This window comes from Serratia proteamaculans (genome assembly GCF_008830365.1).
Taxonomy (GTDB): Bacteria; Pseudomonadota; Gammaproteobacteria; order Enterobacterales; family Enterobacteriaceae; genus Serratia; species Serratia proteamaculans.
Window position 1 is genome coordinate 226101 of the sequence record NZ_WBKI01000002.1, and the last position, 13630, is coordinate 239730.

General features: G+C 51.6%; 11 protein-coding genes. 4 read left to right on the forward strand and 7 right to left on the reverse strand.

The window, feature by feature from the left end:
• The first annotated feature begins 71 nt into the window (after positions 1-71).
• A complete protein-coding gene (locus F8R23_RS10000) occupies positions 72-530 on the forward strand; it encodes a helix-turn-helix domain-containing protein (protein WP_129935425.1) in 459 nt (152 codons plus the stop codon).
• A gap of 60 nt (positions 531-590) precedes the next feature.
• Here the strand turns inward: F8R23_RS10000 and F8R23_RS10005 are convergent, their stop codons facing one another.
• From F8R23_RS10005 to F8R23_RS10020, 4 genes are all read right to left on the reverse strand, one after another.
• The gene (locus F8R23_RS10005) at positions 591-1628 is read right to left on the reverse strand and encodes a fimbrial protein (RefSeq protein WP_129935427.1); all 1038 of its coding nucleotides are present in this window, start codon (positions 1626-1628) and stop codon (positions 591-593) included.
• Positions 1625-4186, reverse strand: coding sequence for a fimbria/pilus outer membrane usher protein (locus tag F8R23_RS10010; RefSeq protein WP_129938490.1), 2562 nt, complete (start codon positions 4184-4186; stop codon positions 1625-1627). Before F8R23_RS10010 ends, F8R23_RS10005 begins: the two co-directional genes overlap by 4 nt.
• Before the next feature lie 77 nt (positions 4187-4263).
• On the reverse strand, positions 4264-4992 hold the full coding sequence (locus F8R23_RS10015; RefSeq protein ID WP_129935431.1) for a fimbrial biogenesis chaperone: 729 nt from the start codon (positions 4990-4992) through the stop codon (positions 4264-4266).
• 66 nt (positions 4993-5058) lie between these two features.
• Entirely contained in the window at positions 5059-5616 is a 558-nt protein-coding gene (locus F8R23_RS10020) for a fimbrial protein (RefSeq protein ID WP_129935433.1), read from the reverse strand.
• Positions 5617-6088: 472 nt separating this feature from the next.
• Between F8R23_RS10020 and F8R23_RS10025 the strand changes: the two genes are divergently transcribed.
• The 3 genes from F8R23_RS10025 (at position 6089) to F8R23_RS10035 (ending at position 9212) form a co-directional block, all read left to right on the forward strand.
• Positions 6089-6805: an EAL domain-containing protein gene (locus F8R23_RS10025; RefSeq protein ID WP_112348237.1), complete on the forward strand. Its 717-nt coding sequence runs from the start codon at positions 6089-6091 to the stop codon at positions 6803-6805.
• Between the two features lie 22 nt (positions 6806-6827).
• The gene (locus F8R23_RS10030) at positions 6828-7418 is read left to right on the forward strand and encodes a LuxR family transcriptional regulator (protein ID WP_061807054.1); all 591 of its coding nucleotides are present in this window, start codon (positions 6828-6830) and stop codon (positions 7416-7418) included.
• 171 nt (positions 7419-7589) lie between these two features.
• Positions 7590-9212, forward strand: a complete 1623-nt coding sequence (locus tag F8R23_RS10035) for an FMN-binding glutamate synthase family protein (protein WP_112348236.1) — start codon at positions 7590-7592, stop codon at positions 9210-9212.
• A gap of 93 nt (positions 9213-9305) precedes the next feature.
• On the opposite strand, the gene betA is transcribed toward F8R23_RS10035, so the two are convergent.
• The 3 genes from betA to betI all read right to left on the reverse strand — a co-directional run bounded on the left by betA (position 9306) and on the right by betI (position 13260).
• Positions 9306-10973 carry a choline dehydrogenase gene (gene betA / locus F8R23_RS10040; RefSeq protein WP_112348235.1) on the reverse strand — a complete coding sequence of 556 codons (1668 nt, stop codon included), beginning with the start codon at positions 10971-10973 and terminating at the stop codon, positions 9306-9308.
• Between the two features lie 197 nt (positions 10974-11170).
• Positions 11171-12643: a betaine-aldehyde dehydrogenase gene (gene betB / locus F8R23_RS10045; RefSeq protein WP_151415586.1), complete on the reverse strand. Its 1473-nt coding sequence runs from the start codon at positions 12641-12643 to the stop codon at positions 11171-11173.
• 20 nt (positions 12644-12663) lie between these two features.
• Positions 12664-13260, reverse strand: a complete 597-nt coding sequence (gene betI / locus F8R23_RS10050) for a transcriptional regulator BetI (RefSeq protein WP_207213256.1) — start codon at positions 13258-13260, stop codon at positions 12664-12666.
• Positions 13261-13630: the final 370 nt, after the last annotated feature.

The window sequence follows — 13630 nt, forward strand, 5'->3', positions numbered from 1 at the left end:
CAAAGAACTAGCTTGGATAATTACTCTTACCTACACTGACCTGAATGTCGTACTGCGGGAGAACTTAAACAATGGATCGCGTCAATATCATTCACGATTTGCTGGACTGGATTGAAAATCATCTGGATCAACCCTTGCTGTTAGATAACGTAGCGGCAAAGTCAGGCTACTCCAAATGGCATCTGCAAAGGATGTTCCGCAGTACCACCGGCCATGCGCTGGGCAGCTATATCCGCGAGCGTCGCCTGTCGCAGGCGGCACAGGCGTTGCGTTCGAGCCCACGCCCTATTCTCGATATCGCTCTGCAGTTCCACTTTGATTCCCAGCCATCATTTTCACGCGCGTTTAAAAAACAGTTCGGTAAAACGCCGGCGGTGTATCGCCGCACCACGCGCTGGGACGTAGCGGAAATGCGCCCGCAGGCGATCGAGCCATTGAAAGGGCATCGCCACGAGTCACCGGGCGTGCATCTGTGGTATGCGGGGAAATGTCTGGACGGCGTCTGCACCAACTGGGTTGGTCAGCAATAGAGAAATGAAAAGCAAAAAGCCAATGGGCTAATCCCATTGGCTTTTTTAATAGCGACAAACTTAGTTGTATTCGATGGTAAAAACGGCAGTCGATTTTATATTGCCGCCTTTAATCGTCGAGCCAGTACGATAGTAACGAGCCTTCAGAGGTAAGGTCAATGTATTGGCTTGGTTAGGGATAGTACGTCCGGCATTGACCGCATCACCATTCTTAATCGGCTGTGTGGTATTGCCGGCCAAAAGCTGTACGGCAACGCCAGATGCTGTGTTAGCACCGGTTTCTGATTTGATCACGCCCGGCGCATTCGAAGGATCCTGTGTGTAGTCGAAACGCACATTCACAATTCCTTGCCCCGCAGTGCCAGGCAACAGATTCTCACCCACGCCACCTACGCAATTGATATTAATATCAAAAGCCTTCTCACCCTGAGTTGAACCAACACCACCAAAAGACGCTGCCGTGACAGAATCCAAATTAACAACCTTGTTTTTGGAACCACTGTCGACATTACAGGTTGAAGTAACGATTGTCAGACTATTGGCATCAACAATCGATTGCAGCAGTGGCAACCCAGGACCCGTGCCATCCATATAATAATTGGTATAAAGCCCGGTGGTCAGTTGGCCGGTGCCAGTCTGTGCGGCAGTTTTAACAATATCGATCTTGAAATAACCGCCGTTAAGGGTAACGTTAGTATTACCGGAAAATCTCAGATCATGCGGGTAGAAGTTACTCACCGAACCTGCTTCACGGTACAAACGGATGCCGATCCCCGGAATATTGGTGCTCCATACATTGGTAAAACTGGTAGAGCTGCCCTGCATAATCCTACCAATCGCGCTACCACCTCTTGAACAACTGCCGATATTACTAACCTGATTGATCGGGAACTGACCGGTGACCAGGGTATCGCCTACCTGACTGCTTGGTGTAACCAGCACACGCCCAAGCTTCATATTGATCACCTGAGCCTTGTAACCTGCCCTCACCGAACAGGCGGCATATGCACTTTGACTGCCAACCATCATCAGCCCAAACAGCATCAGGTATTTCGCTGACCTTTTATGCAGCGATGGAACACGCATTAATTTTATCATTTGCAACTCGCTTCAATAATTTCGTAGTCAGTATTATTGTTCTGCGCTTTGGCACTGTAGCTGACTGAACACTGCTGCGTTGGCTGCGTGCCCCACTTAACCTGCAACAAACCTTTGCGCGCTTCGGTACGCAAGTAAATACGACTACCCTGACCGACAATACCGACAACCTGATTGCGGGTATCCAGAACTTCGGCACCAAACGGCAACGCACTGCCATCAGGACCGAGGGCATGAATGATCAGTGCCTGCCCTTTGGTAGTCTTAAACTCCAGTCGGGCAATAGCTCCGGCGTAAGGAGCAATCTGCTGGCTGCTGCTTTCCAGCTCCACGTCGCGTGACATGCCGCTCGGATCGAGCGTTACGTTAGTCATACGGTATGGTGCTACATAAGGAACTACCGCATAACCGTTGTCGTCGATACGCACTCCCGGCGAATTGGTCACAATAGCGCCGGCGGCGTCCGGTGCCTCTACCAGCACCATGGTTTGACCTCGTTGTGGCGTCATGGTAACGCCGCCACTGTGGGCGACTATGCTGCCCGAAGCTCCAACCGACGATTGGCGATAATCTTTGCCGTAGCTGTAAGAGCCATTAAGCGTCGAGAACCTGCTACGATACTCACCGCTCACGCTGCTATTGGTACCGCCAGTTTGATCGTTAGCCAACGTCGCGCTATAGCTAATGTTGTTGTCTTCACCGGTAGAACCGTTAATACCCAGGCGGCTGCTGTCATAACCATTATCGGTATAGCCCAATGAGCTGTTCAGGCTCAAGGTCTGTGAACCCACGCTGAACGGAATCGACATCGTCAGGTAATAACGAGTTTCATCACGGTTATACATATCCGAGGTTCGCATAGCGGAAAGGCCGTAAGTGACGCGCCCATAATAGTTGTTATAACCCACTTGGTACTGCTTGGTACTGCCGCCACGGTTCCAGTAATCACGTACCGAACCGGTGATGTATAAAGAGCCGAAGCTATCGCCCAGCCCCTGGTTCAGAGTCAGTTGGTATTCACTGCGCTGACGGTTAACCGCATCTGCGCTCAACCCTTTACGTTCGTTGTCGCGCGAAAATACGGCATCTCGCAGAGAGAGATAACCTGAAGTTGAATAGCGATAGGCAGCAATCGTGAAGTTGGTGCTGGTTTCCGTCATCAACTTGCTGTAGCTGAGCTTATAACTTTGACCTGATTGGTCACCTTGCTTCAGACGGGTATTGGACTGAGTCACATCCAGAGCAAAGGCGCCGACCGGCGTCGCGACCGCACTTCCCAACAACACAGCGCCATAACCATCACTGGCGATCGCGCCGGTGTAACCGGTGATAATATTGGTAAACCCGCGCTGATAAGTCGCCTGGAACATGTCGGGTTCCTTGCTCAAATTATCATCGCGCACTCGGCCAGCAGTCATTGCATAACGCTGAATACCTGGGCGGAGCATCTGCGCCACTGATGCGTATGGAACGCTAAATTGGCGCTTGCTTCCATCGGCCTCATTAACGGTGACGTTCAAATCGCCGCCGTAACCGGTAGGATACAGATCGTTGATAACGAACTCACCCGGGGCAACGGTAGTCTGATAGATCAACTGGTTATTCTGACGAATTTCCACCAAGGCGTTACTTTGAGCCACCCCGCGCACAACCGGCGCATATCCATTCAGAGAGTCCGGCAACATGCGATCATCCGTAGCGATTTGCACGCCGCGAAAACCAATCGAGTCAAAGAAATCGCCGCTGGTGTAGCTGTCACCCAACGTCAGCATGCCGCGCACACCCGGAATGGCTCGTTGCGCATAGGTCGCGGTATTCTGCCAGTGAGTGCTTTCGTTGGAACGCCAATTAACGTTTGAGTCATGGCGTAACTGCCAACCAGCCACATTCAGCCCTGCATTCAACGTCAGGTAAGCATTGGTAGAGTCAGAATTGCTGCCGTTGGCAGAGCTGTGGGTATTGAAGGCGTTAAAATTATACGACAGGCTGCCAGCGGTAATACCACGATCCCAGAATTTTGGATCGACATAGCCACGTGCACTACGGCGCAACGCCGCCTGCGGGATACTGATATCCATACGCAATGAGCTGGTGTCAAAACGGTAATAAGCTTCCGGTACCCACTGAGCCAGACTTTTACATGTGTCGGTGTTAATAGAAGGATCGCTGCTTATCGCGGCGGTATCCACCCCAAACTCATCCAACGACAACAGGCTAAAACAGGTATCGGCACTGTTTTTTCCCGGCACATTTTTGAAATCGATACTTTTTTTGCCTTTCCATTCACCGTTAACATAAATATCTAGTGAATATTTACCCGCCAGAATAGGGTTACCATCACGGAAACGCGAGAGATCGACGCCCTGTGCATCGCCTATTAAAAAATTACTGTTGAAGGAAGCTTCAACAGGCGCGGCAGGTTTCTTGTTGTCGGCAGTGGTTTCAGCCCAGGCGAAACCGGAGGAAGCCAGACAAAGTGCGCTGCCAGACAGCAACAAAATTGATTTACAGTTAAATAACGCCAATTTAATAGCTGCAGAGATAGGTAACTCTTTCATATAAAGCATTCCTTTACCAAATTAAGCTCACCCCACCAATAGCCAAAGCTCTGGGGTATGAGGCTCTCTTCCAAGAGTTACTTTTGCTTATTCTTAGTGCGGGACACACGTCCGCCAAAATCGTTAATAGTGGTAAATGCAACGTCGGCAATACGTGAGCTGTCACCAGAGAACGACAGGGTTTTTTCCTGACCTGGCGCTAACATGTCGCCATGCGGTGCCAATGACACTTTCTTCTGGTTGACGACGGCATCTATTTCGGTAAACGACACGTAATAGGGTGTTGGGTTTTTCACGCTGACGCCGGCGCTGCTAAAGCGCCACTGCAATTTTTCAGGCGCATCGTTCGCTTCGCCAGTCAGACCGGCCGGACGATACAGCAGTTTGACGCGGGTGCGGAAAGCCACCTGTAAGAAGTTCTCTGGTGTATTACTGCTTGCCCCGGTAGGTGCTGGAGGGATCTCCAATACATTCAACCAGAACAGGGATTCTTTATCTTGTGCCAATGCTGTAGTAGTCAATGACACACGCAGTGCCTGACCCGTAGCCGGTTCAACACGGCTGATTGGCGGAGATACGATAAATGGCGCTTTGCTGTTTTCAGGCGTGGTTTTCGCATCGCCTTCGTCAATCCAGGATTGGATTAATGCCGGTGAAGCTCCATTATTTGATAATTGGACGGTAACTTCCCGTTGTTTTCCCGGATAAATAATACGCGTACCGTTAATGATGACACTGGAAAAAACGCTGCTACTGAATAGCATGGCAATCAACAATGCACTGTATTTTTTAAATGAATTTTTCATTATTTTATCACTGCGGTAGGGAAAAACGGCGGGGGAATAAACCACCCGCCCGAATAAGAATATTACTTATTGGTAAATAATGGTGTATTGAACGCTAGAAGTCACATCACCAGCGCCTGCTGCGTTAGTTGCATAATATTCTGCATAGTAGTTCAGGTCAGCAGAGTCGCCTTCGTTAGCAACAGTAACCCACTGGGAGTTATTCTGTGCACCGTTAGCGCCAGCCGCCAGAATAGGCAGGAACTGGTTGTTGCTACCTAACAGTTGAATCTGCACGTTAGTTGCAGCATCAGCTTGTGCTTGGTTATTCAGACGACCAGTATTGAAATCAACAGTTGCGCCTGGCTCAAAATAAGTAGCTACCTGACCTTTAGAACATTGAGTCAGGTTGATCGCGAATGGCGTACGACCGGCAGTTGAGCTCTGAGTTGCCAGGGTAGAAGCAGAAACTGTAGGCAGAGTTACGGTGAAATCTTTACCGCCTGGGGTGCTGATAGTACAAGTTTGGTCAGTTACTTTACCGTTAAAAGTAATAGTACCGTCCGCAGCTTGCGCAGAGAAAGAAGAAATACCTACGGTGCTTACAGCCAATGCTAATACAGCAGACAGTTTAGAGATTTTCATATTTAGACTCTCGATGAATTAATACAACCATTAAGTACATTCAACGATGCAACTCCTTGTCAGGAATGAAGCCCCGATGAATCCATTACCCGCCGAAATATAGACTAAGCGTATTCTTATTGTTAAATCGTTTAAAACATTCATAACCCCCCTCTTGATAGGAATAAACTATCAACAAATACCTATCGATCGATGTTGACGATTCAATCGAATAGGAATAATCTGTGATTTAGAAAGGCATGCAGTCGGAGATTTTGCCTTAAGGCTTGATTAACAGCACATTATTCCGTTTATTAACATTTTATTACATTTTGAGCGGTTTAGACTTCGCGACAAATTGCGCATTTAAGGGTCTGTAAGCGGCATTGCTCATCTTGGCTGCATCAAATAAGATATTTACCTATAAACAGACTGATTTTATTTTATTTTCGTTATAAAACAGATAGTTGTATATCAATCAAGGGATTGAGGAATGCGCAGTTCTTTTAGAGAGCAAAATAACGGAATTAATTATGTTTTCCAGCCTATGTTCGCAAAATCTGGACAATTGCTGGCCGTTGAGTGCCTGTCACGATTCACTTTTAATAGTGAATATGCGCATTTTTCTCCTGAACAATTCTTTCGCACTGCCGATAGCGCCACCCGGATTGAGATTCTGTTAGAGCAAGTCAGTCTGATAGAGAAATATAACCACTGGTTTCGCGACAATCAGGTGATAGCCACATTAAATGTGGACGACCATTCTCTGAGATCTTTGGCCAATAGCCATTTTGCAGAAAGAATCAGCGCTACTCGCTGTATTCATTTCGAAATCAGTGAGAACTCAACCCGACTGGTAAAAGATCGCGTCCATGGCGATCCCTCACTCAAGAGCTATTCATTTTGGCTCGATGATTTTGGTTCTGGCTACGCGGGTTTTTCTGCGTTGTATAACAGCCAGTTCCGCTTCGTTAAACTCGACCGTTTTTTATTGTGGGACTTTATGAAAAAGTCCGGCGGTGACGGTTTAATGCGCGCTTTATTGCGTTTTTTTCACCTTAATCATTACAAGGTGATTATCGAAGGGGTAGAAACTCCCGAACATAAAAGATGGCTGGACGAAATGCCATATTACGCACTGCAGGGAAAGCTGTGGAAGGAATCCGACATCAAGGATTTGAACTCGCTTCTTACAGCTGAATACTTTTAACTCATTATGGGTGTTTGCCATTATGTCTAAAAACAATGTCCTTGTGATTAGTGAGTGTAAGTACAGCTATGTCGGCCTTTCGGTATTACTGAAAAAACATTACGGTAAGTACGATATCAGACTGTTCTCGGATTTCATGCACGGCGGAGCCAAGGCGGAGAAAATAATTAAACACGACATCGCCCTGATCTTCACCTCACAAAATCTGGAGCAAAGCGTCAACGTCATTGAAAGCCTGGTGTCTTTACATCAGCAATACAACTCAAAAACACGCCTGCTGGTGTTTTATGACGATGAGCGCGTAGTAAAGTTATTATCGATCCTGGGGATTTCCGTTGAATTGGTCTCGACGCGCATTCCACTTTATTCGCTGCAGGAAAAAATACAAAACCTGTTGGAAAGCAAAGAGCCCGGCGGGATAAAAATGCAGAAAACCCGGGAACTCAGCCCGGCGGAAAGTGACGTTATTTTCAATTTGTTGCGTGGCGACAGCCTGCTGCATATTGCCCAAAAGCGCGGCACTCATCCCAAAACCATTTTCTCTCAGAAATACAGTGCGATGAAAAAACTGCGTTTGCGCAGCATGAGCACTATCTTCGTCGCCAGCAAGTAAACCTTCAGGCCGCCGCCCGGCGGCCTTTTCCCTTGGTTACGTTAAAATAATGTAACAATGAACGATAAAGCAGTAACAGCCAAATAACACTTCTGCCTGTTGGTTAGGATCCAGCCACGGAAATTTCCCGTGAGCCATGTCGTCTGGATCAAAAAAACATCAGGAGATGTTATGAAGTCATCCTTATTCAGCCGTTATACCTGTCTTGTGTTGAGCCTCTTGCTGACACTGGTGTCATTGGCACTATTGCCGCACCAGCCTTGGTTTTGGCTGCCAACGATCATTTTTGGTGGTCTGAGCGCACTGGGTATTTACGATCTGACCCAACAGCGCCACGCTATCTGCCGTAACTACCCGATCATCGGCCGTTTGCGCTTTTTCTTCGAATTTATCCGCCCGGAAATACGCCAGTATTTATTGGAAGAAGATAACGCGCAGATCCCGTTCTCACGCACCCAACGCACGCTGGTTTATCGTCGGGCCAAAAACGAGATGGGTGACAAACCGTTCGGCACCCAGTTGGATGTTTATCAAACCGGCTATGAATGCATCGGCCATTCCATGCGCCCAGTGGAGGTGTCCGACCCGACCAGTTTTCGCGTGGCGATCGGCGGCCCTGGCTGCAGCCAGCCCTACTCCGCCTCTATTTTCAACATCTCCGCCATGAGTTTCGGCGCCCTGTCGGCCAACGCTATTCGTGCTCTTAACCTGGGTGCAGCGAAAGGCAATTTCTACCACGACACCGGTGAAGGCAGTATTAGTCGCTATCACCGAGAGAACGGCGGTGACCTGGTGTGGGAACTGGGCAGTGGTTATTTTGGCTGCCGTACCGCCGACGGCCATTTTGATCCACAGCGCTTTGCCGAGCAGGCTAAAAACCCGCAGGTCAAAATGATTGAAATCAAACTCAGTCAGGGTGCCAAGCCGGGCCATGGCGGCATTCTGCCGGCTAAAAAAGTGGATGCGGAAATTGCCGCGACGCGCGGCGTCCCAGAAGGGGTCGACTGTATTTCTCCGGCCTCGCACAGTGCCTTCAGCACCCCGGTGGAAATGATGCACTTCATTCAGCAGCTACGCGAACTCTCCGGCGGAAAACCCGTGGGTTTCAAGCTGTGTATCGGCCACCCATGGGAGTTTGTCGCCATCGTCAAAGCCATGCTGCAAACCCAAATATTGCCGGACTTTATCGTGGTGGACGGTAAGGAAGGTGGGACCGGTGCCGCGCCGCTTGAGCTGTCCAACTATATGGGCATGCCGCTGCGCGAAGGATTACTGTTTGTGCATAACACCCTGGTCGGCTGCGGGTTGCGTGACAAGGTCAAAGTCGGCGCCAGCGGCAAAATCATCAGCGCCTTCGACATCGCCAGCGTGTTAGTGCTGGGTGCCGATTGGGTGAACTCCGCACGCGGCTTTATGTTCGCCGTCGGCTGCATTCAGTCACAGAGTTGCCACACCAACCACTGCCCAACCGGTGTTGCCACCCAAGATCCGCTACGACAAAAAGCACTGGTGGTACCGAACAAAGCGGAGCGCGTTTATCATTTCCACCAGAATACGGTAAAAGCGCTGGCGGAAATGTTGGCGGCTGCCGGGGTCAGTCGCCCGGAACAGCTGACCTCGCACCATATGCTGCGCCGCATTACCTCAACGGAAATCAAGGTCTATGCCGACATCTATTACTACCTGAAACCTGGGGCACTGTTGCAAAAAGAGATTGAAAGCGATTTCTATGCGCGCATGTGGCGTATGGCGACACCCAACAGTTTCGATCAGGCGATCGCCCTGCCGGTTTAATCGGTGGATTGTCCCCTCGCCTCAGGGAAGGACTTTGGAGAGGGGTTGCTTGCTACGGCAGCCTTACCCCTTAACGGCGAGAGGACATGTGGGTTACGCCTTGCGCGCCGGGGCGTCACCAGCCACATAATATTCGGCGGTGCTGCGCGGCAGCGGCGTGCGCTGGCGGATACGATCGGCTATTTTCTCGGCGATCATGATGGTGGTAGCATTCAGGTTACCGGTAATGATCAACGGCATAATGGAGGCGTCCACCACCCGCAGCCCTTCCATGCCGTGCACCCGGCCCTGCCCATCAACCACCGCCATCTCGTCTTCACCCATTTTGCATGAGCAGGAAGGATGGAATGCGGTTTCGGCATGCTCACGCACAAAAGCATCCAACTGTTCGTCGGTCTGGACTTCCGGCCCAGGACTGATTTCACGCCCCCGGTACTCATCCAGCGCTGGCTGCGCCATGATTTCACGCGTGATGCGAATGGCATCGCGGAACTCTTGCCAGTCCTGCTCTGTCGCCATGTAGTTGAACAGAATGCTCGGGTGCTGGCGCGGATCTTTGGATTTCACCTGCACCCGACCGCGGCTCGGCGAGCGCATCGAACCGACGTGAGCCTGAAAACCGTGCTCTTTCACCGCATTGCTGCCGTTGTAGTTAATCGCCACCGGCAGGAAATGATACTGAATGTTCGGCCAGGCGAACTCTTCCCGGCTGCGGATAAAGCCACCGGCTTCAAACTGGTTGCTGGCGCCAATGCCGCTGCCGTTGAAAAGCCATTCCGCGCCAATTTTTGGCTGGTTAAACCATTGCAGCGCCGGGTATAACGAGACCGGTTTTTTACAGGCGTACTGCAAGTACATTTCCAGGTGGTCCTGCAGGTTCTCACCCACGCCCGGCAGATCGTGCACCAGCTCAATGTCCAGACGGTTCAGCAGCGAGGCAGGTCCCACGCCGGAACGTTGCAGGATCTGCGGTGACGCGATCGCCCCTGCGCACAGCAACACTTCCCGGCGCGCACGCGCACTGGTGATCTCCTTGGCCTCACCCTGCAAGTAATCAACACCCACCGCCCGCTTGCCGTCGAAACGGATGCGGTCGGTCAGCGCATGGGTCACAATCTTCAAATTAGGGCGGGAACGCGCCTGATCCAGATAACCACGGGCGGTGCTGGCACGACGACCTTTCGGCGTGACGGTACGATCCATCGGGCCGAAGCCTTCCTGCTGGTAACCATTAAGATCATCGGTACGCGGATAACCCGCCTGCACGCCAGCCTCCACCATCGCGTGGAATAACTCGTTATTACCGGCCTTCGGCGTAGTTACGCTGACCGGGCCCTCGCCGCCGTGGAAATCATTCGGGCCGATGTCGCGGGTTTCCGCCTTGCGGAAATACGGCAGACAATCCAGGTAGCTCCAGTCTTCCAGACCCGGTGCCTTCGCCCAATTGTCGAAATCCATCGCGTTACCGCGGATGTAGCACATGCCATTAATTAGCGATGAACCGCCCAGTCCCTTACCACGGCCACATTCCATGCGACGATTGTCCATGTGTGGCTCAGGATCGGTTTCATAGGCCCAGTTGTAACGGCGACCCTGCAGCGGGAATGCCAACGCAGCGGGCATCTGAGTGCGAAAATCCATCCGATAGTCCGGGCCGCCGGCTTCCAGCAGCAGCACGCTGACGTCAGCGTCTTCGGTTAAACGGGTGGCTAATACGTTACCGGCCGAGCCGGCCCCGATAATGATGTAATCGTATTCCATCGATATCTCCTTATCCCCTTCGTCTTTCAAGCCACAGCGTTGTTGGCTGCATGCGCTCACCCCAGTCACTTACTTAAGTAAGCTCCTGGGGACTCCCGCACTTGCCGCCTAGCTGTGACTTGAAATCCATTGGGTGTATATTTTTATGATTAATAGCTTAGGATGCCCGGACAAGCATTTAATCGATAATGGGGTGTTTAAAAGATGGAAATATATTCACCCAGCTCGACCTGAATCGACTTAATTTGGGTGTAGTGTTCCAGCGTACCGAGGCCATTCTCGCGACCGACGCCAGACTGCTTGTAGCCGCCAACCGGCATTTCCGCCGCCGACTCGCCCCAGGTGTTAATCCAGCAGATGCCGGCTTCCAGTTGGTGGATCACCCGGTGGGCGCGGGTCAGATCGTTAGTGACAACCCCGGCAGCCAGGCCAAAGGCAGTATCGTTGGCGCGACGTATCACTTCTTCTTCGCTGTGATAGCTGAGGATGCTCATGACCGGCCCGAAGATCTCTTCTCGCACGATTTCCATCTCGTCACGGCAATCGCTAAATACCGTCGGGGCCACATAAGCGCCCTTGGAAAATTCACCGGCCGTCACACGCTCGCCGCCGCACAGCAGACGCGCGCCGCTGTTCTTACCACTTTCGATAAAGCGCAGCACCGACTCCATGTGCGCGAAGCTGACCAGCGGGCCAAAATTGGTTTGCGGATCGGTAGGATCACCCAGACGAATGCGGTTTACCCGTTCGAGAATTTTGGCTTCGAATTGCGCCTGCAGCGCTGCCGGTACAAACACGCGGGTACCGTTGGTACACACCTGGCCGGAGCTGTAGAAATTGGCCATCATGGCAATATCGGCGGCGCGATCCAAGTCGGCGTCATCAAAGATGATCAGCGGCGATTTACCGCCCAGTTCCATGGTGACTTCTTTCAGCGTCGAGCCGGAGGCGTTAGCCATCACTTTTTTGCCGGTTTTCACGCCGCCGGTGAACGACACCTTGGCGATGCCCGGATGATCGGTCAGGTACTGACCGACTTCTGCACCACTGCCGGTGACCACATTGAACACGCCGTCCGGCAGGCCGGCTTCGGTGTAGATCTCGGCCAGCTTCAGCGCCGTCAAAGAAGTCACTTCGCTCGGTTTGAAGATCATGGCATTGCCCGCGGCCAGCGCTGGCGCAGATTTCCACAAGGCAATTTGAATCGGGTAGTTCCAGGCACCGATACCGGCCACCACGCCCAGCGGCTCTCGGCGGGTATAAACAAAAGAAGTGTCGCGCAGCGGGATCTGCTGCCCTTCGATAGCCGGGATAAGGCCAGCGTAATATTCCAGCACGTCGGCACCGGTGACAATATCTACCGCCATGGTTTCCGACATCGCCTTGCCGGTATCCAGCGTTTCCAGCGCGGCCAGTTCGTCGTTGCACTCACGCAGAATATCCACCGCACGACGCAGGATACGAGAACGTGCCATCGCCGTCATCGCCGCCCATACCTTCTGTCCACTGGCTGCGCTGGCAACCGCACGGTTGACGTCTTCAGCGCTGGCGGACTGGATCTCGGCAAGCACTTCGCCATTCGCCGGGTTCACTGCGTTGAAGGTTTTTCCATCGGTACTGTCTACATAGGCACCATTAATATAGAGCTTCTGTAAGCCAAAACGGGACATAGGTTCTCCTTGGGTTGTCCTCAGGGTGGCGTGTGCCCCCGGAGTTGAAACGTAATGTAATCGGTAGTGAGCGCAATCGCCTGTGCCTGATTAAACGCCGCACCGCGCAACGCGCTGCGTAACCACAGACCGTCAATCAATGCCGCCAGCCCTTTGGCCGCCAGCCGTGCCTGCGTCTTCGGCAGTTCGCGGCTAAATTCAGCACACAGGTTGGAATACAAACGACGACCGTTCACCTGTTGCAACCGGTTAAGCTGCGGTTGGTGCAGACTGCTGGCCCAAAAAGCCAACCAGGTTTTCATCGCCGCGCTGTTGATCTGACTGTCGTCGAAGTTACCGGCGACGATCGCCTGCAGCCGTGATGCCGGGCTGTGGTCGCTCAACGCCTGTAACCGCAGCTTCACCGCCTCGCCCAAATGGCTAATCAAATAGCGCATTGTGGCTTCCAGCAGGCCGTTCTTATCCTTGAAATAGTGGCTGATAATGCCGTTGGAAACGCCCGCCCGTCGCGCTATCTGCACAATAGTGGCGTCATGCATTCCAACTTCATTGACTGCGGCCAGCGTGGCATCTATCAACTGCTGCCTTCTGATCGGCTGCATTCCTACCTTTGGCATAATTCGACTCTCACAAAACCGACTTCGGCCTCGTCTCAGCGGCGGGATTTCACCGTCTTTCCGCCTGCTGAACTTGGTCTTCATGGCAACTATTAAACTTTTTTTTGATTGAACGTTCAATAAAAATTGCATATATTTTATTACCGCTTGGTTACAAATATGTACTTTTCGGTTGTGGAACTGGCTGATTTTCGTGAGGTATTTAACGAATCTGACCAAAATCAGTGTCTGTAAGCGGTTCCCACCACGAAACGATTTCCCGTTTCGTTAACAAACAAAGCGGCAACTTTTGGCAAGCAGAACAGCAATTGCCGCGGCGTTTTTATCCGCACTGTTTCCGGGCGACACCTGAGTGTCGTTCAGGCTGGTG

Bases quoted from the DNA above. Each gene is read 5' to 3' on its own strand.
- F8R23_RS10020 (WP_129935433.1), bottom strand. From the start codon at position 5,616: ATGAAAATCTCTAAACTGTCTGCTGTATTAGCATTGGCTGTAAGCACC.
- F8R23_RS10035 (WP_112348236.1), top strand. From the start codon at position 7,590: ATGAAGTCATCCTTATTCAGCCGTTATACCTGTCTTGTGTTGAGCCTC.
- F8R23_RS10005 (WP_129935427.1), bottom strand. From the start codon at position 1,628: ATGATAAAATTAATGCGTGTTCCATCGCTGCATAAAAGGTCAGCGAAA.
- F8R23_RS10030 (WP_061807054.1), top strand. From the start codon at position 6,828: ATGTCTAAAAACAATGTCCTTGTGATTAGTGAGTGTAAGTACAGCTAT.
- F8R23_RS10000 (WP_129935425.1), top strand. From the start codon at position 72: ATGGATCGCGTCAATATCATTCACGATTTGCTGGACTGGATTGAAAAT.
- F8R23_RS10025 (WP_112348237.1), top strand. From the start codon at position 6,089: ATGCGCAGTTCTTTTAGAGAGCAAAATAACGGAATTAATTATGTTTTC.
- betI (WP_207213256.1), bottom strand. From the start codon at position 13,260: ATGCCAAAGGTAGGAATGCAGCCGATCAGAAGGCAGCAGTTGATAGAT.
- F8R23_RS10010 (WP_129938490.1), bottom strand. From the start codon at position 4,186: ATGAAAGAGTTACCTATCTCTGCAGCTATTAAATTGGCGTTATTTAAC.
- F8R23_RS10015 (WP_129935431.1), bottom strand. From the start codon at position 4,992: ATGAAAAATTCATTTAAAAAATACAGTGCATTGTTGATTGCCATGCTA.
- betB (WP_151415586.1), bottom strand. From the start codon at position 12,643: ATGTCCCGTTTTGGCTTACAGAAGCTCTATATTAATGGTGCCTATGTA.
- betA (WP_112348235.1), bottom strand. From the start codon at position 10,973: ATGGAATACGATTACATCATTATCGGGGCCGGCTCGGCCGGTAACGTA.